16 protein-coding genes and 1 pseudogene are annotated in these 21363 nt (G+C 61.2%); 15 read left to right on the top strand and 2 right to left on the bottom strand.

The features are described 5' to 3' along the window. Positions 1 to 74: 74 nt before the first annotated feature. From ACSPX5_RS16920 to ACSPX5_RS16930, 3 genes and pseudogenes are all read left to right on the top strand, one after another. Positions 75 to 1082, top strand: a pseudogene (locus ACSPX5_RS16920) (PDC sensor domain-containing protein); the annotation flags it as partial. Positions 1083 to 1184: 102 nt separating this feature from the next. Continuing rightward, positions 1185 to 1940 (top strand): methyl-accepting chemotaxis protein, encoded by a 756-nt coding sequence (locus tag ACSPX5_RS16925; protein ID WP_371320921.1) that lies wholly within the window; start codon positions 1185 to 1187, stop codon positions 1938 to 1940. A 197-nt stretch (positions 1941 to 2137) separates the two neighbouring features. Then, on the top strand, positions 2138 to 3487 hold the full coding sequence (locus ACSPX5_RS16930; protein ID WP_439819953.1) for a CoA transferase: 1350 nt from the start codon (positions 2138 to 2140) through the stop codon (positions 3485 to 3487). Positions 3488 to 3581: 94 nt separating this feature from the next. Here ACSPX5_RS16930 and arcD (ACSPX5_RS16935) read toward each other — a convergent pair whose 3' ends face one another. Continuing rightward, positions 3582 to 5009, bottom strand: a complete 1428-nt coding sequence (gene arcD, locus ACSPX5_RS16935; protein WP_169431610.1) for an arginine-ornithine antiporter — start codon at positions 5007 to 5009, stop codon at positions 3582 to 3584. 437 nt (positions 5010 to 5446) lie between these two features. Between arcD (ACSPX5_RS16935) and arcD (ACSPX5_RS16940) the strand changes: the two genes are divergently transcribed. From arcD (ACSPX5_RS16940) to ACSPX5_RS16995, 12 genes are all read left to right on the top strand, one after another. Continuing rightward, the gene (arcD, locus tag ACSPX5_RS16940) at positions 5447 to 6874 is read left to right on the top strand and encodes an arginine-ornithine antiporter (protein WP_169431611.1); all 1428 of its coding nucleotides are present in this window, start codon (positions 5447 to 5449) and stop codon (positions 6872 to 6874) included. A gap of 34 nt (positions 6875 to 6908) precedes the next feature. Next, entirely contained in the window at positions 6909 to 8165 is a 1257-nt protein-coding gene (arcA, locus tag ACSPX5_RS16945; RefSeq protein WP_169431612.1) for an arginine deiminase, read from the top strand. A gap of 69 nt (positions 8166 to 8234) precedes the next feature. Then, on the top strand, positions 8235 to 9245 hold the full coding sequence (locus ACSPX5_RS16950; RefSeq protein ID WP_169431613.1) for an ornithine carbamoyltransferase: 1011 nt from the start codon (positions 8235 to 8237) through the stop codon (positions 9243 to 9245). 180 nt (positions 9246 to 9425) lie between these two features. After that, a complete protein-coding gene (gene arcC, locus ACSPX5_RS16955) occupies positions 9426 to 10355 on the top strand; it encodes a carbamate kinase (RefSeq protein ID WP_169431614.1) in 930 nt (309 codons plus the stop codon). Positions 10356 to 10417: 62 nt separating this feature from the next. Beyond that, a complete protein-coding gene (locus ACSPX5_RS16960) occupies positions 10418 to 10780 on the top strand; it encodes a DUF5064 family protein (RefSeq protein ID WP_169431615.1) in 363 nt (120 codons plus the stop codon). A gap of 253 nt (positions 10781 to 11033) precedes the next feature. Beyond that, positions 11034 to 12542: a sigma-54-dependent transcriptional regulator gene (locus tag ACSPX5_RS16965; RefSeq protein WP_323160693.1), complete on the top strand. Its 1509-nt coding sequence runs from the start codon at positions 11034 to 11036 to the stop codon at positions 12540 to 12542. 343 nt (positions 12543 to 12885) lie between these two features. Next, complete coding sequence (gene gcvH, locus ACSPX5_RS16970; protein WP_119427862.1) at positions 12886 to 13269, top strand: glycine cleavage system protein GcvH; 384 nt, start codon at positions 12886 to 12888, stop codon at positions 13267 to 13269. 10 nt (positions 13270 to 13279) lie between these two features. Next, positions 13280 to 16132, top strand: a complete 2853-nt coding sequence (gcvP, locus tag ACSPX5_RS16975) for an aminomethyl-transferring glycine dehydrogenase (RefSeq protein WP_439819954.1) — start codon at positions 13280 to 13282, stop codon at positions 16130 to 16132. A 219-nt stretch (positions 16133 to 16351) separates the two neighbouring features. Continuing rightward, entirely contained in the window at positions 16352 to 17728 is a 1377-nt protein-coding gene (locus ACSPX5_RS16980) for an L-serine ammonia-lyase (RefSeq protein ID WP_207866975.1), read from the top strand. Positions 17729 to 17821: 93 nt separating this feature from the next. After that, entirely contained in the window at positions 17822 to 18946 is a 1125-nt protein-coding gene (gene gcvT, locus ACSPX5_RS16985; RefSeq protein ID WP_439819955.1) for a glycine cleavage system aminomethyltransferase GcvT, read from the top strand. 404 nt (positions 18947 to 19350) lie between these two features. After that, positions 19351 to 19563, top strand: coding sequence for a cold-shock protein (locus ACSPX5_RS16990; protein WP_065258514.1), 213 nt, complete (start codon positions 19351 to 19353; stop codon positions 19561 to 19563). A gap of 97 nt (positions 19564 to 19660) precedes the next feature. Next, the gene (locus ACSPX5_RS16995; protein WP_102621276.1) at positions 19661 to 20149 is read left to right on the top strand and encodes an RDD family protein; all 489 of its coding nucleotides are present in this window, start codon (positions 19661 to 19663) and stop codon (positions 20147 to 20149) included. Between the two features lie 58 nt (positions 20150 to 20207). Here the strand turns inward: ACSPX5_RS16995 and nadA are convergent, their stop codons facing one another. Next, a complete protein-coding gene (nadA, locus tag ACSPX5_RS17000; protein WP_039766022.1) occupies positions 20208 to 21266 on the bottom strand; it encodes a quinolinate synthase NadA in 1059 nt (352 codons plus the stop codon). Positions 21267 to 21363 lie beyond the last annotated feature (97 nt).

Genomic DNA, 21363 nt, shown 5'->3' on the forward strand with positions numbered 1-21363 from the left:
AGGTACAGAAAACCTTCGGTGAGAGCCTGCTGGTGATCACCGCCCTGGCCGACCAGATCAAGGACATGCGCATCATGGCCGCCAAGCGTTCGCTGGACGCCGGGGCCTTGCGTGAAGAACTGAACCAGAGCCTGAAAACCGCCTTCGAGCGCAACAGCAAGGTGCTCGGCATCTGGCTGGCCTTCGAACCCAACGGCCTGGACGGCAAGGACAGCGAATTCGCCAACGATGCCGCGCGCCAGTCCAACGAGGCGGGACGCTTCGCCAGTTACTGGAGCCGTGCTGCGGGTCCGGCGCTGAACACGATCATGGTCGAAGACGACATGAACAAGACCACCCTCAGCCTCAGCGGCACGCCTTACAACAGCTGGTACACCTGCCCTCGCGACAACAAGCGCACCTGCCTGCTCGATCCTTACGCCGACACCGTGGGCGGCAAGGAAATGCTCATGACCACCATTTCCGTGCCGCTGCTGGTGGACGGCAAGACCATCGGCGTGGTCGGTATCGACATTGCCCTCGATGCGCTGCAAGCGGCGGCCGTGGGTTCCCAGCGTGACCTGTTCAACGGTGCCGGGCACATGCTGATCGTCTCCGGCAGCGGCGTACTCGGCGCCTACAGCACCGACGCGACCAAGGTCGGCAAAGGCATCGCCGAAACCCTCGGTGCCGAAGGCAAGGACATCCTGCAACTGCTGAGCGCCGGCACGCCGAAGATTCTCGAACAGGGCGATCTGATCCGCGCCGTGTACCCGGTCGACCCGATCGGCAATTCCCGGGCCTGGGGCGTGGTCATCGACCTGCCGAAACAAGTACTGCTGGCCGACTCGGTCAAGCTGCAGGCGGTGCTCGACGATGCACAGAAAACCGGCATGATTACCGCGTTGTCGGTGGCCGTGATCGCCGGTCTGATCGGCCTGCTGCTGATCTGGCTCACCGCCTCCGGTGTGACCCGCCCGATCAACAGCGTCGCCGAAATGCTGAAGAACATCGCCAGCGGTGAAGGCGACCTGACCCAGCGTCTGAATTACAGCAAGAAGGATGAACTGGGCGAACTGGTGAACTGGTTCAACCGCTTCCTCGACAAGCTGCAACCGACCATCGCCCAGATCAAACAGAGCATCACCGAGGCCCGTGGCACCGCCGATCAGTCGTCGGAAATTGCCCGCCAGACCAGCGAAGGCATGCAGGTGCAGTTCCGCGAGATCGATCAGGTTGCAACCGCCTCCAACGAAATGAGCGCCACCGCCCACGACGTGGCCAACAGCGCCTCGAATGCGGCCAACGCGGCGAAAGGTGCCGACCAGTCGGCCAAGGACGGGATGTCGATCATCGAGCGCAGCACCCGCGACATCAATCAACTGGCCGATGAAGTCAGCAAAGCGGTGACCGAAGTCGAAGAGCTGGCGGTCAACAGCGAGCAGATCGGTTCGGTACTGGAGGTGATCCGCAGCATCGCCGAACAGACCAACCTGCTGGCGCTGAACGCCGCGATCGAAGCGGCCCGTGCCGGTGAAAGCGGTCGTGGTTTTGCGGTGGTGGCCGATGAAGTCCGTAACCTCGCCAAGCGCACTCAGGATTCGGTGGAAGAAATCCGCGTGGTCATCGAACGCATCCAGACCGGCACCCGTGGGGTGGTCGCGACCATGCATTCGAGCCAGACCCAGGCCCACAACAACGCCGGGCAGATACGCCAGGCCGTGGACGCCCTCGGCAAGATCAGCGACGCGGTCACCGTGATCAGCGACATGAACCTGCAGATCGCCAGCGCCGCCGAACAGCAAAGCGCGGTGGCCGAAGAGGTCAACCGCAACGTCTCGGCGATCCGCACCGTCACCGAGACCCTGACCGAACAGGCCACCGAATCGGCGGCGATCAGCAGCCAGCTCAACGCTCTGGCCAGCCAGCAGATGAAACTGATGGATCAGTTCCGCGTCTAGAAAATCACTGTCATCCCTTGTGGGAGCTTGCCTGCAAGCGATGGCGGTGGATCAGTCGATACATCTATCGGTAGACACTCCGCTATCGCTTGCAGGCAAGCTCCCACAGGGATTTGTGTTGACTAGAGAGATTAGGGTTTTCATCTAACTCGATATTCTTTTGCACTATGATCAGGCCCTCTTCCGGAGGGCCTTCGATGACTGATCTGCTCACGTCCATTCAAGCCGCGCTCGGCTTGTCCCCCATGCCGATTCCATTCACCGGCGAGGGCGCCCTGCCTTCGGCGTTTGCCGTTACTGACCTTGCCTGCGCGAGCATTGCCGCTGCCGGGCAGGCAGTCGCCGAACTCCTTCAGCAGCAGACCGGCCACTTGCCCGGCGTAGAAGTCGACCGCCGCCTCGCCTCGTTCTGGTTCGCCACCTCGCTGCGGCCGATCGGCTGGGAAGTGCCGCCGCTGTGGGATCCGGTCGCCGGCGACTACGCAACCCGAGATGGCTGGATTCGCCTGCACACCAACGCCCCGCATCACCGCGCCGCCGCTGAAAGGGTGCTCGGCGACTGTGCCGACCGCGCGGCGATGGCGGCGAAAGTCGCGCAATGGGCCAGTGGCGATCTGGAGCAAGCGGTGGTCGAGGCCAAGGGTTGCGCGGCTGAAATGCGCAGTTGGGAACAGTGGCAAAAACATCCCCAAGGATTGGCGGTGAATGCCGAACCCTTGGTGCATTTCAGTGATGGGAAAGACGAAAGTCGTCAACTCTGGCAAGGCTCGGTGGCGCAGCCATTGGCCGGGCTCAAAGTGCTCGATTTGACCCGCGTCCTTGCCGGCCCGACCGCCAGCCGTTTTCTTGCAGGGCTGGGCGCCAACGTCCTGCGCATCGACCCGCCGACCTGGAACGAGCCCGGCGTGGTGCCGGAAGTGACCCTCGGCAAACGCTGTGCGCGACTGGATCTGCATCAACCGGCAGATCGTGCGGTGTTTGAAGGATTGCTCAAGGATGCCGACATTCTGCTCCACGGCTATCGCGCCGATGCGCTTGAAAACCTCGGTTTTGGTGCCGAACGTCGTCGACAACTGGCACCGGGGCTGATCGACGTCTGCCTCAACGCCTACGGCTGGAGCGGCCCGTGGCAGAACCGCCGGGGCTTCGACAGTCTGGTGCAGATGAGCAGCGGGATTGCCGAGGCCGGGCAGCGCTGGAGGCAGGCGGACAAACCGACCCCGCTGCCGGTGCAGGCGCTGGACCATGCGACGGGGTATCTGATGGCGGCGAGTGTGATTCGGTTGCTGGCTGAAAGGCTGCGCAGTGGTCGAGGTGGATCGGCACGGTTATCGCTGGCGCGGACGGCGAAGTTGTTGGTTGAGCATGGGCCTGGGACTGACGAAGCGTTGCGTCCGGAAACTCCACAGGATCAAAGCTCGCGGGTGGAACAGACCCCCTGGGGGCCGGCGCATCGGCTACAAGCGCCGCTGCGTATTGCTGGAACGCCGTTGCAGTGGGCTTTGCCGGCGACTGAGTTGGGGTCGCATCAAGCGCAGTGGCTCTGAGATTCGTGCGTGGTTTGAGATCGCTGCCCTCATCGGAACGCCCAGCGCCGCCAGATCAGCGCTCGCCAAAACTGTCGCCCGATGAAGGGCAACCTCACAGGGACAACACGCCGCTGTACAACCCGTAGGCCGCGAGCCCGGCCCCGGCAATGACGCAGGTAAAAATCCCCTTCTCAAACGTGGTGAACAGCGGCTCACCCTGCTCATGCTTGGCCTTGGCGAACAGAATCACCCCCGGCGCATACAGCAGCGCCGACAACAACAGGTATTTCACCCCGCCGGCATACAACAGCCACACCGCGTAACACAGCGCGATGCCGCCGATCAGCAGATCCTTTGTGCGTTCGGCGGAGGCATGTTCATAGGTTTCACCGCGCCCGCTGAGCAAAACCGCATAGGCCGCCGACCACAGGTACGGCACCAGGATCATCGACGAGGCCAGGTAAATCAGGCTGGTGTAGGTGCCGGCGGAAAACAGCGTGATCAGCAGGAAAATCTGGATCATCACGTTGGTCAGCCACAGCGCATTGACCGGCACATGGTTGGCGTTTTCCTTTTTCAGGAACGCCGGCATGGTCTTGTCCTTGGCCGTGGCAAACAGGATTTCGGCGCACAGCAGCGCCCACGACAGCAATGCACCGAGCAACGAAATCGCCAGGCCGATGCTGATCGCCAGCGCGCCCCACGGCCCGACGATGTGTTCCAGCACCGCCGCCAGCGACGGGTTCTGCAGGGTCGCCAGTTCCGGCTGACTCATGATCCCCAGCGACAGCACATTGACCAGCACCAGCAATGCCAGCACACCGATGAACCCGATCACCGTGGCCCGGCCGACGTCAGCCCGTTTCTCGGCCCGTGCCGAGTACACGCTGGCGCCTTCGATGCCGATGAACACGAACACCGTCACCAGCATCATGTTGCGCACCTGATCCATCACCCCGCCGAAATTCGGGTTGCTGTGGCCCCAGATGTCGCGGGTAAAGATGTCGGCCTTGAACGCCACGGCGGCGATGACGATGAACATGATCAGCGGCACGATCTTGGCCACTGTCGTCAGCTGGTTAATGAACGCGGCCTCCTTGATCCCGCGCATCACCAGAAAGTGCACGGCCCACAGCAGCACCGAGGCGCAGCCGATGGCAATCGGTGTGTTGCCCTGGCCGAACACCGGAAAGAAGTAACCGAGGGTGCTGAACAGCAATACGAAATAGCCGACGTTGCCCAGCCAGGCGCTGATCCAGTAACCCCACGCGGAAGAGAAACCCATGTAGTCGCCAAATCCGGCCTTGGCGTAGGCGTAGACGCCGGAATCCAGTTCCGGCTTGCGGTTGGCCAGAGTCTGGAACACGAACGCCAGGGTCAGCATTCCGATGGCGGTGATTCCCCAACCGATCAGGATTGCGCCGGCATCGGCACGAGCCGCCATGTTCTGCGGCAAAGAGAATATTCCCCCGCCAATCATTGACCCCACCACCAGGGCGATCAGTGCGCCAAGGCGCAGTTTTTGCGTCGGTTGCGACATTCAAATCTCCTTGAAAGATGGGACGAGGTTTCATTTGTGACAACTATTAACTAACTGGCTAAAACTCGCTGACGTATTTCAGTTAATGCCAACAAACGCCCACTTATATATAGCCGATAACGCTAACGCCTAGCACATTCAGAAAGTTCTGTGCGCTGATCCTGATAAATCGATTCTGTATTGAAAACAGATGTGAAAAATTTGCCAAAAACCGAAAAGCAACTAGCGTCATAACTCGAAAGCAATAGGATCCATTCCCAACAATATCGACCAAAGGCTTCTATGACGGGCCTTCCAGACAATAGCTTTATGCCTTCACTCGCTTCATAAGTCATTCATTAACAATGGAATGTGAGCATGCACTGATCTAAGTCAGCTGTTTGAAAAGCCAACAGATCTACGCTGTGAACTCTTCTCTCCTGCAATGGAGTCATGCAATGTCTGAAGCTCCCGGAAAACTACGACTAGGTGCACTGGTTGCATTGGTAGTCGGCTCAATGATCGGTGGTGGAATATTCTCTTTGCCACAAAACATGGCCGCCAGTGCCGACGTCGGCGCGGTACTGATTGGCTGGGCCATCACCGCAGTCGGCATGCTCACCCTCGCTTTCGTCTTTCAAACCCTCGCCAATCGCAAGCCTGACCTGGACGGCGGTGTCTACGCCTATGCCAAGGCCGGTTTCGGCGATTACATGGGTTTCTCTTCGGCCTGGGGCTACTGGATCAGTGCTTGGCTGGGCAACGTGGGGTACTTCGTTCTGCTGTTCAGCACCCTCGGGTATTTCTTTCCGGTCTTTGGGGAAGGCAACACTGTTGCTGCAGTGATCGGCGCCTCGGTCCTGCTGTGGGGCGTGCACTTCCTGGTGTTGCGCGGGATCAAGGAAGCGGCGTTCATCAACCTGGTGACCACCGTCGCCAAGGTCGTGCCACTGTTGCTGTTCGTACTGATCGCACTCTTCGCCTTCAAGCTGGACATCTTCACCGCCGACATCTGGGGCCTGAAAAACCCGGACCTGGGCAGCGTGATGAACCAGGTGCGCAACATGATGCTGGTCACCGTGTGGGTGTTCATCGGCATCGAAGGCGCGAGCATCTTCTCGGCCCGGGCGGAAAAACGCTCGGACGTCGGCAAGGCCACCGTGATCGGTTTCATCACCGTGCTGCTATTCCTGGTGCTGGTGAACGTGCTGTCGCTGGGCATCATGACCCAGCCGGAACTGGCCAAACTGCAGAACCCGTCGATGGCCGCCGTGCTGGAACACGTGGTCGGTCACTGGGGTGCGGTGCTGATCAGCGTCGGCCTGATCATCTCGCTGCTGGGGGCACTGCTGTCGTGGGTGCTGCTGTGCGCGGAGATCATGTTCGCCGCCGCCAAGGACCACACCATGCCGGAGTTCCTGCGCAAGGAGAACGCCAACCACGTACCGGCCAACGCCCTGTGGCTGACCAACGCGATGGTGCAGCTGTTCCTGGTCATCACCCTGTTCTCGGCCAGCACTTACCTGTCGCTGATCTACCTCGCCACATCGATGATTCTGGTGCCGTACCTGTGGTCGGCGGCCTACGCCCTGCTGCTGGCGGTGCGCGGCGAAAGCTATGAAGGCTTCGCAGCCGAACGGCGCAAGGATCTGATCATCGGCGCCATCGCCCTGATCTACGCCGTGTGGCTGCTCTACGCCGGTGGCGTGAAGTACCTGCTGCTCTCGGCCCTGCTCTATGCGCCCGGCGCGATCCTGTTCGCCAAGGCCAAGCTCGAACTCAAACAACCGGTTTTCACCAACGTCGAGAAGCTGATTTTCGCCGCGGTGATCGTGGGTGCCCTGGTGGCGGCCTACGGTCTCTACGACGGCTTCCTGACTCTGTAATTGCCAAACGTTTTATCTCTGGAGGATCACTGAAATGACCACGGAAAAAGTTAAGTACGGCGTCCATTCCGAAGCCGGCAAACTGCGCAAAGTCATGGTCTGCTCCCCAGGTCTGGCCCATCAGCGGCTGACCCCGAACAACTGCGATGAACTGCTGTTCGACGACGTGCTGTGGGTCGCTCAGGCCAAGCGCGACCACTTCGACTTCGTGACCAAGATGCGTGAGCGCGGGATCGACGTGCTGGAAATGCACAACCTGCTGACCGACATCGTCGGCAACCCCGAAGCACTGGACTGGATCCTCGATCGCAAGGTCACCGCCGATTCGGTGGGCCTGGGCCTGATCAACGAAGTCAAATCCTGGCTGAAAAGCCTGGAGCCGCGACACATCGCCGAATTCCTGATCGGCGGCGTGTCCGCCGACGACCTGCCGGACAGCTTCGGTGGCAAGACCATCCAGATGTTCCGCGACTTCCTCGGCCACTCCAGCTTCATTCTGCCGCCACTGCCGAACACCCAGTTCACCCGCGACACCACCTGCTGGATCTACGGTGGCGTGACGCTGAACCCGATGTACTGGCCGGCCCGTCGTCAGGAAACCCTGCTGACCACCGCCATCTACAAATTCCATCCGCAATTCACCAACGCCGATTTCGAGATCTGGTACGGCGACCCGGACAAGGATCACGGCAGCTCGACCCTCGAAGGCGGCGACGTGATGCCGATCGGCAACGGCGTGGTGCTGATCGGTATGGGCGAGCGCTCGTCGCGTCAGGCCATCGGCCAACTGGCGCTGAATCTGTTCAAGAACAAGGCTGTGGAAAAAGTCATCGTCGCCGGCCTGCCGAAGTCCCGCGCGGCGATGCACCTGGACACCGTGTTCAGCTTCTGCGACCGCGACCTCGTCACGATCTTCCCGGAAGTGGTGAATCAGATCGTCGCCTTCACCCTGCGCCCTGACGAAAGCAAACAGGGCGGCATCGACATCCGTCGCGAAGAAGGCACGTTCCTCGACGTCGTGGCCCAAGCCCTCAACCTGCCGAAGCTGCGCGTCGTCGAAACCGGCGGCAACAGCTTCGCCGCCGAACGCGAGCAATGGGACGACGGCAACAACGTGGTGGCCGTGGAGCCGGGCGTGGTCATCGGCTACGACCGCAACACCTACACCAACACCCTGCTGCGCAAGGCAGGCGTGGAGGTCATCACCATCAGCGCCGGCGAACTGGGCCGTGGCCGTGGCGGCGGCCACTGCATGACCTGCCCGATCATCCGCGACCCTATCGATTACTAAACGACCATCTCCCCGGCCGCACTCACCCTGTAGCGGCCGGGCCGATTACCGAATCCAAGGAGAATCATCATGGCGTTCAACATCCACAACCGTAACCTGCTCAGCCTGGAACACCACACCCCACGTGAGCTGCGTTACCTGCTCGACCTGTCCCGCGACCTTAAACGCGCCAAGTACACCGGCACCGAGCAACAGCACCTGAAGGGCAACAACATCGCCCTGATCTTCGAAAAAACCTCGACCCGTACCCGCTGCGCGTTCGAAGTCGCCGCTTATGACCAGGGCGCCAACGTTACCTACATCGATCCGAATTCCTCGCAGATCGGCCACAAGGAAAGCATGAAGGACACAGCCCGCGTGCTGGGTCGCATGTACGACGCCATCGAGTACCGTGGCTTCAAGCAGGAAATCGTCGAAGAACTGGCCAAGTTTGCCGGCGTGCCGGTGTTCAACGGCCTGACCGATGAATATCACCCGACCCAGATGATCGCCGACGTGCTGACCATGCGTGAGCATGCCGACAAGCCGATCCACGAGATCAGCTACGCCTACCTGGGCGATGCGCGCAACAACATGGGCAACTCGCTGCTGTTGGTCGGCGCCAAACTCGGCATGGACGTGCGCATCTGCGCACCGAAAGCCCTGTGGCCCCACGATGACCTGGTGCAGCGCTGCAAGAAATACGCGGAAGAAAGCGGCGCCCGCATCACCCTGACCGAAGACCCGAAAGCCGCCGTCAAGGGCGTCGATTTCATCCACACCGACGTCTGGGTATCGATGGGCGAGCCGGTGGAAGCCTGGGCCGAGCGTATCCAGCAACTGCTGCCGTATCAGGTCAACGCCGAGCTGATGAAAGCCACCGGCAACCCGCGCACCAAGTTCATGCACTGCCTGCCGGCGTTCCACAACAGCGATACCAAGGTCGGCAAACAGATTGCCGAACAGTATCCGCACCTGGCCAACGGCATCGAAGTGACCGACGACGTGTTCGAGTCGCCTGCCTGCATCGCCTTCGAGCAAGCGGAAAACCGCATGCACACCATCAAGGCGATTCTGGTATCGACTTTGGCTGATCTGTAACCCACTGAGGGAACCGCCTCCCCATGTGGGAGCGGGCTTGCTCACGAAAGCGGAGTGTCATTCAACAGTGATGTCGACTGATCTGACGCCTTCGCGAGCAAGCCCGCTCCCACAAGGGATCCTGGTTTCAACATGGACACGAGTCGTTTGCCATTCCTCTGTACAAGAAGGACAAGCACCATGCGTATCGTCGTAGCTCTGGGCGGTAACGCCCTGCTCCGCCGTGGCGAGCCGATGACCGCTGACAACCAGCGCGCCAACATCCGCATCGCCACCGAGCAAATCGCCAAGATCCATCCCGGCAACCAACTGGTCATCGCCCACGGCAATGGCCCGCAAGTCGGTCTGCTGTCGTTGCAGGCAGCGGCCTACACCTCCGTCACCCCTTACCCGCTGGACGTGCTCGGTGCCGAAACCGAAGGCATGATCGGCTACATCATCGAACAGGAACTGGGCAATCTGCTGGACTTCGAGGTGCCGTTCGCCACCCTGCTGACCCAGGTTGAAGTCGATGCCAAGGACCCGGCGTTCCAGAACCCGAGTAAACCCATCGGCCCGGTCTACGAGAAAGCCGAAGCGGAAAAACTCGCCGCCGAAAAAGGCTGGGCCATCGCCCCGGACGGCGACAAGTTCCGCCGCGTGGTGGCCAGCCCACGGCCGAAACGCATCTTCGAGATCCGCCCGATCAAGTGGCTGCTGGACAAGGGCAGCATCGTGATCTGCGCCGGCGGTGGCGGCATTCCGACCATGTACGACGAGAACCGCAATCTCAAAGGCATCGAAGCGGTGATCGACAAGGACCTGTGCTCGGCGCTGCTGGCCGAACAGCTGGAAGCGGACTTGCTGGTGATCGCCACCGATGTCAACGCGGCGTACATCGACTTCAAAAAACCAACCCAGAAAGCCATCGCCGAGGCGCATCCGGATGAACTCGAACGACTGGGTTTTGCCGCGGGGTCCATGGGACCAAAGGTTCAGGCAGCCTGCGAATTCGCGCGCCATACTGGCAAGGTCGCGGTGATCGGTTCGCTCTCGGACATCGAAGCCATCGTCCAGGGCACCGCCGGTACACGGGTCAGCACGGCAGCGCCAGGCATCACCTACCGATAACAAGAAACTCCGGGGGCAGATCTCAGGTCTGCCCTTCTCCCATGCCTTGAAAGGAGAAAACCATGGCCCAGTTCGAACCCGGCCGCTTGCACATCGAGCGCCACGCGTTAACTGACGACGACGTCAATTACAACGTGCACCTCGACTATGAAGTGTTCACCGATCCCCAGAAAGGCAAAGGGATACAGTTCACCCTGCATGGCAGCATGCAGGGAAAAGAGGTCAAAGAACCGTTCTTTCTGCCCAAAGAGGAAGCCTACAACTTCGCTCGCAACGTGACGCAGATCGCCGAGAAGTACGGCATCCCCAAGAGTCACAGCCAGATCGGCTCGGTGCACAAACATTACGACCTGATGTTTGAAGACATCCGCAAGCAGTTGAATATGCAATCCGGGGATCCGGTCAATCCCGAGCATTTCGAGTAACCCCAAAAGCCCCCTCACCCGGAGGGAGAGGGAGCTGACCGAGTTGCTTGCTCAAGGTACACCGACCTGAAATAGCGAGCCGAACTCAAGCTTTGAAAAGCCCCCAATCCGCTCCCTTTCCCCCTCGCCCCTCTGGGGAGAGGGCTGGGGTGAGGGGTGGATTTCGAGCACGACGCCATTCTCAAGATTTCACCCCAGTCCCCCATCAAGGCATACTTGCCCCCCTCCGCACTCCAGAACCCAGAACCGCCCCATGCGTATCCACGTCAGCTTCATCGACCGCGTCGGCATCACCCAGGAAGTCCTGGCTATCCTCGGCGGGCGTAATCTCAATCTGGATGCGGTGGAGATGATCCCGCCCAACGTCTACATCGACGCCCCGACCTTGAGCCCGCAAGTGCTCGAAGAACTGAAGGATGCGCTGTTTCGCGTGCGTGGTGTAGAAGCAGTGACCGTGGTCGACATTCTCCCCGGCCAGCGTCGGCACTTGCAGCTCGATGCGTTGCTCGCGGCGATGACCGACCCGGTGCTGGCACTCGACAGCGCCGGCAAGGTGCTGCTGGCCAACCCGGCGCTGATCGCCTTGTACGGTCGCGAGCCGGCGGGCGAAAGCGTGTCGGAACTGTTCAACGATCCGGGCCTGCTCGAAACCCTGCTCGAACAGGGCTTCCGCCTGCCGCTGCGGGAAATCACCGTCAACGGCCAGACCCTGTTGCTGGACGCCACGCCGATCACCGACGCCGGCGCCCTGCTGACCCTGTATCAACCGAACCGCATCGGCGAACAACTCTCAGCGCTGCATCACGACCATGCCGAAGGTTTCGATGCGTTGCTCGGTGAGTCGCCGCCGATCCGCACCCTCAAGGCCCGCGCCCAGCGCGTCGCGGCCCTCGATGCACCACTGCTGATCCAGGGCGAAACCGGTACCGGCAAGGAACTGGTGGCCCGCGCCTGTCACGCCATCAGCGCCCGGCACAACGCGCCCTTCCTGGCGCTGAACTGCGCGGCCCTGCCGGAGAACCTCGCCGAGAGCGAGCTGTTCGGCTACGCCCCCGGCGCCTTCACCGGTGCACAACGGGGCGGCAAACCGGGGCTGATGGAGCTGGCCAACCAGGGCACGGTGTTTCTCGACGAGATCGGCGAGATGTCGCCGTACTTGCAGGCCAAGTTGCTGCGATTCCTCAACGACGGCAGCTTCCGTCGGGTCGGTGGCGATCGTGAGGTGAAGGTCAACGTGCGGATCCTCAGCGCCACCCACCGCGATCTGGAAAAAATGGTCAGCGAAGGCCTGTTTCGCGAAGACCTGTTCTACCGCCTCAACGTGCTCAACGTCGAAGTGCCGCCGTTACGCGAACGCGGTCAGGACATTCTGCTGCTGGCCCGCTATTTCATGCAGCAGGCCTGCGCGCAGATCCAGCGCCCGGTCTGCCGCCTCGCCCCGGGCACTTACCCGGCGCTGCTCGGCAACCGCTGGCCGGGCAACGTGCGGCAATTGCAGAACGTGATCTTCCGCGCCGCCGCCATCTGCGAAAGCAGCCTGGTGGACATCGGAGATCTCGACATCGCCGGCACCTCGGTGGCACGCCAGGCCGACACCGACGTCGACAGTCTGGAAGAAGCCGTGGAAGCGTTCGAGAAATCGCTGCTGGAAAAACTCTACGTCAGCTACCCCTCGACCCGCCAACTGGCCAGCCGCCTGCAGACCTCGCACACGGCAATCGCGCATCGACTGCGCAAATACGGCATCCCCAACAAACCCTGAACCGGACTCGCTCCCACAGGGTATGTGGCGGATTCGAAATCCGTTCAAAAGCGACCTCCATCTGTACTGAAAGCGCTACAGCGGAACGATATCGATACAGCCTCCTCGAATCACCGCTGTGCAAGGCTTTGATCCGGTTCAGCTTTTTTCTTCGCCTCACGCTGTAGCGATTTCGCTACAGTCAACGTGATCGCGCTCGCCCACAAATCAATTAAGCCATTGATTAATAACGATATTTTTACATTGGCCGCGTTCTTGCTAAGTAACCGTTCATAAAATCAGGGCATTGCCGCCCGAGTATTTCACCGCGTCCACCAGACGAGTCTGGCCCCTAGGAGATTCCATGAGCGAGTTGCGTTTTACTGAAGATCACGAATGGCTGCGCGCCGAAGCCGATGGTTCTGTCACCGTTGGCATCACCGCTTTCGCGCAGAACGCCCTGGGCGACGTGGTGTTCGTGCAACTGCCTGAATTGCAGGCGTACGAGAAAGGCGCCGAAGCCGCCACCGTGGAATCGGTGAAAGCCGCCAGCGGCGTGTACATGCCACTGGACGGTGAAGTGCTGGCAGTGAACCCGGCGCTGGAAGATGCCCCTGAACTGGTCAACGAAGATCCGCTGGGCGAAGGCTGGTTCTTCCGCTTCAAGCCAGCCGACGCTTCTGCCGTCGCCAAGCTGCTGGATCAGGACGCCTACGACCGTCTGATCAAAGCCCAAGCCGAAGCCTGAGGAACCTGACATGACCCAAGTAAATCTCGGCACCGCCAACGAATTCATCGCCCGTCACATCGGCCCGCGCGCCGGTGACGAGCAAGCCATGCTCAACAGCCTCGGCTTCGACTCGCTCGAAGCCCTGAGCGCCAGCGTCATCCCGGAAAGCATCAAGGGCACCAGCGTGCTCGGCCTCGACGACGGTCTGAGCGAAGCCGATGCCCTGGCAATGATCAAAGGCATCGCCGGCAAGAACCAGCTGTTCAAGACCTACATCGGCCAGGGCTACTACAACTGCCACACGCCGTCGCCGATCCTGCGCAACCTGCTGGAAAACCCGGCCTGGTACACCGCCTACACCCCGTACCAGCCGGAAATTTCCCAGGGCCGTCTCGAAGCGCTGCTGAACTTCCAGACCCTGATCAGCGACCTCACCGGCCTGCCGATCGCCAACGCCTCCTTGCTCGACGAAGCCACCGCCGCTGCCGAAGCCATGACCTTCTGCAAACGCCTGAGCAAGAACAAGGGCAGCCACCAGTTCTTCGCCTCGATCCACAGCCACCCGCAAACCCTCGACGTGCTGCGCACCCGTGCCGAGCCGCTGGGCATTGAAGTGGTGGTCGGCGACGAGCGTGAACTGACCGACGTGACGCCATTCTTCGGCGCACTGCTGCAATACCCGGCGAGCAACGGAGATGTGTTCGACTACCGCGAACTGACCGAGCGCTTCCACGCCGCCAACGCACTGGTCGCCGTGGCTGCCGACCTGCTGGCCCTGACCCTGCTGACTCCGCCGGGTGAATTCGGCGCCGACGTGGCCATCGGCAGCGCCCAGCGCTTCGGCGTGCCGCTGGGCTTCGGTGGCCCGCACGCGGCTTACTTCTCCACCAAAGACGCGTTCAAGCGCGACATGCCCGGCCGTCTGGTCGGTGTTTCGGTTGACCGTTTCGGCAAACCGGCCCTGCGTCTGGCGATGCAGACCCGCGAGCAACACATCCGCCGCGAGAAAGCCACGTCGAACATCTGCACCGCACAAGTGCTGCTGGCCAACATCGCCAGCATGTACGCCGTGTATCACGGCCCGAAAGGCCTGACCCAGATCGCCAACCGCGTGCATCACCTGACCGCGATCCTGGCCAAGGGCCTGAGCGCACTGGGCGTGACCGTCGAGCAAGCCAGCTTCTTCGACACCCTGACCCTGGCCACCGGCGCGCAAACTGCTGCGCTGCATGACAAGGCCCGCGCCCAACAGATCAACCTGCGTGTGATCGATGCCCAGCGTCTGGGCCTGTCGGTGGACGAAACCACCACCCAGGCCGACATCGAAACCCTGTGGAGCCTGTTCGCCGACGGCAAGAGCCTGCCGGATTTCGCTGCTCTGGCCGCTGCCGCACAAAGCACCATTCCAGCCACGCTGGTGCGTCAGTCGCCGATCCTCAGCCACCCGGTGTTCAACCGTTATCACTCGGAAACCGAGCTGATGCGCTACCTGCGCAAACTGGCGGACAAGGACCTGGCACTGGATCGCACCATGATTCCGCTGGGCTCGTGCACCATGAAACTCAACGCCGCCAGCGAAATGATCCCGGTGACCTGGGCTGAATTCGGCGCCCTGCACCCGTTCGCTCCGGCCGAGCAAAGCGCCGGTTACCAGCAACTGACCGACGAACTGGAAGCGATGCTCTGCGCCGCCACCGGTTACGACTCGATCTCGCTGCAGCCGAACGCCGGTTCCCAAGGTGAGTACGCCGGTCTGCTGGCAATTCGCGCCTATCACCAGAGCCGTGGCGAAGACCGTCGCGACATCTGCCTGATCCCGTCGTCCGCCCACGGCACCAACCCGGCGACCGCCAACATGGCCGGCATGCGTGTGGTCGTGACCGCGTGCGACGCCCGTGGCAACGTGGACATCGAAGACCTGCGCGCCAAGGCCATCGAGCACCGCGAACACCTCGCCGCACTGATGATCACCTACCCGTCGACCCACGGCGTGTTCGAAGAAGGCATCCGCGAAATCTGCGGCATCATTCATGACAACGGCGGCCAGGTGTACATCGATGGCGCCAACATGAACGCGATGGTCGGCCTCTGCGCACCAGGCAAGTTCGGGGGCGACGTCTCGCACCTGAACCTGCACAAGACTTTCTGCATTCCCCACGGCGGTGGCGGCCCAGGCGTCGGCCCGATCGGCGTGAAATCGCACCTGACGCCGTTCCTGCCGGGCCACGGCCACATGGAACGCAAGGAAGGCGCGGTCTGCGCAGCACCGTTCGGCAGCGCGAGCATTCTGCCGATCACCTGGATGTACATTCGCATGATGGGTGGCGCAGGTCTCAAGCGCGCTTCGCAACTGGCGATCCTCAATGCCAACTACATTTCCCGTCGCCTGGAAGAGCACTACCCGGTGCTGTACACCGGCAGCAACGGTCTCGTGGCGCACGAGTGCATCCTCGATCTGCGTCCGTTGAAAGACAGCAGCGGTATCAGCGTCGATGACGTCGCCAAGCGTCTGATCGACTTCGGCTTCCACGCCCCGACCATGTCGTTCCCGGTGGCCGGCACGCTGATGATCGAGCCGACCGAAAGTGAATCCAAGGAAGAGCTGGACCGCTTCTGCGACGCCATGATCCGCATCCGCGAAGAAATCCGCGCTGTAGAGAACGGCACCCTGGACAAGGATGACAACCCGCTGAAGAACGCTCCGCACACCGCTGCTGAGCTGGTCGGCGAGTGGACTCACCCGTACAGCCGCGAGCAAGCGGTGTACCCGGTGGCGTCGTTGATCGAAGGCAAGTACTGGCCGCCGGTCGGTCGCGTCGACAACGTGTTCGGCGACCGCAACCTGGTCTGCGCCTGCCCGTCGATCGAAAGCTACGCTTAAACGAATGAGGGGCAGGTAAACCTGCCCCGACTTCAGCTACACCACAGTTCCCCATGTGGGAGCGGGCTTGCTCCGGGCGGCGATCCGACGAATGCGGTGAATCAGTCGCCATCAATGTTGCCTGACACACCGCATTCGCGAGCAAGCCCGCTCCCACAAGGAAATGCATCAAGCCTCAAATCCCGCCAATTCCTATAACAAGAAACCGGAGAACCACTCATGTCGTTAAGCGTGTTCGACCTGTTCAAGATTGGCATCGGTCCCTCCAGCTCCCACACCGTCGGCCCGATGCGTGCTGCTGCGCGCTTCGTCGAAGGCCTGCGCCGGGAAAACCTGTTGTCGGCCACCACCGGTATCAGGGTCGAGTTGTATGGATCCCTCGGCGCCACCGGCAAGGGCCACGGCAGCGACAAGGCCGTGCTGCTGGGCCTGGAAGGTGAACACCCGGACACCGTGGATACCGAAACCGTCGCCGCACGTCTCACGCAGATTCGCGGCAGCGGGCGTTTGAACCTGCTCGGCGAACACAGCATCGCGTTCAATGAGAAAGAACACCTGGCAATGATCCGCAAGCCGTTGGCCTATCACCCCAACGGTATGATCTTCCGTGCCTTCGATGCGGCGCGATTGCAGATCCGCAGCCGCGAGTACTACTCGGTCGGGGGTGGCTTTGTGGTCGACGAAGACGCGGCCGGTGCCGACCGCATCGTCGAAGATGCCACCCCGCTGACCTTCCCGTTCAAAAGTGCCAAGGACTTGCTCGGTCACTGCGCCACCTATGGTCTGTCGATCAGCCAGGTGATGCTGACCAACGAAAGCGCCTGGCGCCCGGAAGCGGAAACCCGCGCCGGCCTGCTGAAAATCTGGCAAGTGATGCAGGACTGCGTGGCTGCGGGCTGTCGTAACGAAGGCATTCTGCCGGGTGGCCTGAAGGTCAAGCGGCGGGCGGCAGCACTGCACCGGCAACTGTGCAAGAACCCGGAATCGTCACTGCGCGATCCGCTGTCGGTGCTGGACTGGGTCAACCTCTACGCCCTCGCCGTCAACGAAGAAAACGCCAACGGCGGGCGCGTGGTCACGGCACCGACCAATGGCGCGGCGGGGATCATCCCTGCGGTGCTGCATTACTACATGCGCTTCATTCCCGGCGCGAACGATGACGGCGTGGTGCGCTTCCTGCTGACCGCGGCGGCCATCGGCATTCTGTACAAGGAAAACGCCTCGATCTCCGGCGCCGAAGTCGGCTGTCAGGGCGAGGTTGGCGTGGCCTGCTCGATGGCGGCCGGCGCGTTGTGCGAAGTCCTCGGCGGCAGCGTGCAGCAAGTGGAAAACGCCGCCGAAATCGGCATGGAACACAACCTCGGCCTGACCTGCGATCCGATCGGCGGGCTGGTTCAGGTGCCGTGCATCGAGCGCAACGCCATGGGCTCGGTCAAGGCGATCAACGCCGTGCGCATGGCCATGCGCGGAGACGGGCAGCACTTCGTCTCCCTCGACAAGGTCATCCGCACCATGCGCCAGACCGGCGCCGACATGAAAAGCAAATACAAGGAGACCGCCCGTGGCGGTCTGGCGGTCAACATTATCGAGTGCTGATCGCGCCATAAACTCGCTCTCCCTTTGGGAGAGAACACAAAACTGGCCCCCTCTCCCTCCGGGAGAGGGTTGGTGTGAATCAAGGAGTTCCGCATGTCCACCGAACAATTGTCGAAAACCCCGCTGCACGCTCTGCACATCGAACTCGGCGCCCGCATGGTGCCGTTCGCCGGCTACGACATGCCGGTGCAATACCCGCTGGGCGTGATGAAAGAACACCAGCACACCCGTGAGCAGGCCGGGCTGTTCGATGTCTCGCACATGGGCCAGATCCGCCTGACCGGCGCCAATGCCGCCAAAGCCCTGGAAACCCTGGTGCCGGTGGACATCTTTGACCTGCCGGTGGGCATGCAGCGCTACGCGATGTTCACCAACAAAACCGGCGGCATTCTCGATGACCTGATGGTCGCCAACCTCGGCAACGACGAACTGTTCCTGGTGGTCAACGCCGCGTGCAAGGATCAGGATCTCGCGCATTTGCAACAACACATCGGCGATCAGTGCACCATTACGGAGCTGTTCGAAGCCCGCGCCCTGCTCGCCCTGCAAGGTCCGGCGGCCGTAACCGTACTGGCACGCCTGGCGCCGGAAGTGGCGAAGATGACTTTCATGCAGTTCGCTCGAGTGACTCTGCTGGGTGTGGATTGCTTCGTCAGCCGCTCGGGCTACACCGGTGAAGACGGTTTCGAAATCTCGGTACCGGCAGGCGATGCAGAAAAACTCGCTCGCGCCCTGCTGGCCGAACCCGAAGTGGCGGCCATCGGCCTCGGTGCCCGGGATTCACTGCGCCTGGAGGCCGGCCTGTGCCTGTACGGCCACGACATGAACTCCGAGACCACGCCGATCGAAGCCAGCCTGCTGTGGGCAATCTCCAAGCCACGGCGTGCCGATGGTGCGCGGGCTGGCGGCTTCCCGGGGGCAGAACAGATTTTCAGCCAGCAGCAGAACGGCGTCGCGCGCAAACGCGTCGGCCTGCTGCCTCAGGAGCGCACGCCGGTCCGTGAAGGAGCAGAGATCGTCAACGAAGCCGGCGAAATCATCGGCAGCGTGTGCAGCGGCGGTTTCGGTCCGACCCTGGGCGGGCCATTGGCGATGGGTTACCTCGACAGCGCCTATGTCGCACTGGACACGCCAGTCTGGGCCATCGTTCGTGGGAAAAAGGTGCAAATGCTTGTAAGCAAAATGCCATTTGTTCCACAACGCTACTATCGCGGTTGATTGACTGTTTCTATAAGTAACGCGATTGCGTTATGCGTGCACTAATGTGTAACGCAATCGCCATAAAACAGTGCACTCCGTTTACATTCGATTCGAATATGAACTTGGCTTATAACGTTCGAAAACAATTGAACAAGCCAATCGAATAAGCCGGACTAGTGGACCGACTAAGTGCCAGCAAGCGCAGGAAAACCGGGGCCTTCACAGGGCTTGTTTTTCCTCCCGTAGTTGGCGTAGAGTTTGTCCACTGTGTTTGCATGGGTCAGCTTGGAATCGTGACCTGGGCAGTAGCCTACAAGTTAGCTACATCCCGTTCGACGTCTTCTTACTCTCCTGCAACCAGCCCCAGTACTCTTTCATGAGGAAGAGACTGTCATCAATTTTTGCGTCAAAGGAAATAAGAAATGTCCACACGTCAGAGCGGTACCGTCAAGTGGTTTAACGACGAGAAAGGTTTTGGTTTTATCACTCCAGAAAGCGGTCCGGATCTGTTCGTGCATTTCCGCGCCATTCAGGGCAGCGGCTTCAAGAGCCTGAAAGAAGGCCAGAAAGTGACCTTCGTTGCCGTACAAGGCCAGAAAGGCATGCAGGCTGATGAAGTCATCGCCGAAGCCTGATCTTCTGTAACGAAAAAGCCCCTGATATTGATATCAGGGGCTTTTTTGTGCGCGTGAATCCGTAAAATGGCGCTTCACTTTCCGTCCAGAGGCTGCCATGTCGAAACACCTGCTCATTCCCCAGGGCGATTTCCCCGCCGTCGGCCTTGGCCGCCGCCTGGCAGCGATGTTCTACGACTTTCTCCTGTGCACCGCCCTGCTGATCGTGACCGGCGGCATCTACAAGATGATTCAGGCCGCGATCATCGGCGAAGAGCGCCTGCGAGTGCTGACCGACGCCGGCAAGCTGGACGGCGACCCGCTGTACTCAACCGTTCTGCTGCTGGTGCTGTTCGGCTTCTTTGCCAAGTTCTGGACCCACGCCGGCCAGACGCTGGGCATGCAGGTATGGGGCATCCGCGTGCAGAACGCCGATGGTACCGCCATCAGCCTGTGGCAGGCGCTGCTGCGGTTCATGGTGTCGATTGCGTCGTGGCTCTGTCTGGGGGTGGGGTTCTTCTGGTCGCTGTTCGACAAGCGCAAGCGCGCCTGGCATGACATCTACTCGGACACGCAACTGGTGCGGATCCCGAAGAAAGCAAAGTAACCCTGCAGATGCAAAAACGCCCCGATCAAATCGGGGCGTTTTCGTTTACGGCTCAAGGTCAGGCGTTGCCTGCCAGCTTCATGCGCGCGGCCTGGGTGAAATCGAGCATGCGCTTGAGCGGGCGGATTGCCTGAGGAATGAGGGCCGGGTCGACGAAGATCTCGTTCGAGCCCTCCTTCAGGCACTTGAGCGTGCGCTCAAGGGTGTTCATGGCCATCCACGGGCAATGTGCGCAACTGCGGCACGCCGCGCCGTTACCGGCGGTTGGCGCCTCGATGAAGACCTTGTCCGGGCACAGCTGCTGCATCTTGTAGAAGATGCCACGGTCGGTGGCCACGATCAGGGTCTTGTTCGGCAGCGATTGAGCGGCGGCAATCAGCTGACTGGTAGAACCCACGGCGTCCGCCAGTTCGATCACCGAGGTCGGCGATTCCGGATGCACCAGAATGGCGGCGTCCGGGTACAGCGCTTTCATGTCTTCCAGCTGTTTGGACTTGAACTCTTCGTGGACGATGCAGGCACCATCCCAGAGCAGCATGTCGGCGCCGGTCTGACGCTGGATGTAGGTACCCAGGTGCTTGTCCGGGCCCCAGATAATGGTTTCGCCGTTGTCCATCAGGCTTTCGACGATCTCCAGCGCGCAGCTCGATGTCACCACCCAGTCGGCCCGGGCCTTGACCGCCGCCGACGTGTTGGCGTAGACCACGACCGTGCGCTCCGGATGCTGATCGCAGAACGCCGAGAACTCATCCACCGGGCAACCCAGGTCCAGCGAGCAGGTCGCCTCCAGGGTCGGCATCAGCACACGTTTTTCCGGGTTGAGAATCTTCGCGGTTTCACCCATGAACTTCACGCCGGCGACCACCACGGTCTTGGCCGGGTGGGCGTTGCCGAAGCGGGCCATTTCCAGAGAATCGGACACGCAACCGCCGGTTTCTTCGGCGAGGGCCTGGATGATCGGATCGCAATAAAAGTGGGCAACCAGCACCGCGTCCTGAGCCTTGAGCTCGGCGGCGATGGCGGAACGGTAATAAGCCTCTTCCTCGGCCGTCAGCGGTTTGGGCTGTTTGGCGTCGAGGTGGGCTTGTACCAGAAGGCGTTCGGAAATCTGCGTCATGTTCGCAAGACCTGCAGGCGCATTCGCGCGAAAGTCGAGTATACACCCGGCTCCGGACCGCTTGAGGGTACCGCCGGGAGAGTGAGTGTTATCAGGC

Origin of the sequence: Pseudomonas sp. HLG18, assembly GCF_051903985.1 — a bacterium.
Taxonomy (GTDB): Bacteria; Pseudomonadota; Gammaproteobacteria; order Pseudomonadales; family Pseudomonadaceae; genus Aquipseudomonas; species Aquipseudomonas fluorescens_BT.

Coding starts and splice junctions, on each gene's coding strand:
- ACSPX5_RS16925 (WP_371320921.1), top strand. CDS start 1,185: ATGCAGGTGCAGTTCCGCGAGATCGATCAGGTTGCAACCGCCTCCAAC.
- ACSPX5_RS16930 (WP_439819953.1), top strand. CDS start 2,138: ATGACTGATCTGCTCACGTCCATTCAAGCCGCGCTCGGCTTGTCCCCC.
- arcD (WP_169431610.1), bottom strand. CDS start 5,009: ATGTCGCAACCGACGCAAAAACTGCGCCTTGGCGCACTGATCGCCCTG.
- arcD (WP_169431611.1), top strand. CDS start 5,447: ATGTCTGAAGCTCCCGGAAAACTACGACTAGGTGCACTGGTTGCATTG.
- arcA (WP_169431612.1), top strand. CDS start 6,909: ATGACCACGGAAAAAGTTAAGTACGGCGTCCATTCCGAAGCCGGCAAA.
- ACSPX5_RS16950 (WP_169431613.1), top strand. CDS start 8,235: ATGGCGTTCAACATCCACAACCGTAACCTGCTCAGCCTGGAACACCAC.
- arcC (WP_169431614.1), top strand. CDS start 9,426: ATGCGTATCGTCGTAGCTCTGGGCGGTAACGCCCTGCTCCGCCGTGGC.
- ACSPX5_RS16960 (WP_169431615.1), top strand. CDS start 10,418: ATGGCCCAGTTCGAACCCGGCCGCTTGCACATCGAGCGCCACGCGTTA.
- ACSPX5_RS16965 (WP_323160693.1), top strand. CDS start 11,034: ATGCGTATCCACGTCAGCTTCATCGACCGCGTCGGCATCACCCAGGAA.
- gcvH (WP_119427862.1), top strand. CDS start 12,886: ATGAGCGAGTTGCGTTTTACTGAAGATCACGAATGGCTGCGCGCCGAA.
- gcvP (WP_439819954.1), top strand. CDS start 13,280: ATGACCCAAGTAAATCTCGGCACCGCCAACGAATTCATCGCCCGTCAC.
- ACSPX5_RS16980 (WP_207866975.1), top strand. CDS start 16,352: ATGTCGTTAAGCGTGTTCGACCTGTTCAAGATTGGCATCGGTCCCTCC.
- gcvT (WP_439819955.1), top strand. CDS start 17,822: ATGTCCACCGAACAATTGTCGAAAACCCCGCTGCACGCTCTGCACATC.
- ACSPX5_RS16990 (WP_065258514.1), top strand. CDS start 19,351: ATGTCCACACGTCAGAGCGGTACCGTCAAGTGGTTTAACGACGAGAAA.
- ACSPX5_RS16995 (WP_102621276.1), top strand. CDS start 19,661: ATGTCGAAACACCTGCTCATTCCCCAGGGCGATTTCCCCGCCGTCGGC.
- nadA (WP_039766022.1), bottom strand. CDS start 21,266: ATGACGCAGATTTCCGAACGCCTTCTGGTACAAGCCCACCTCGACGCC.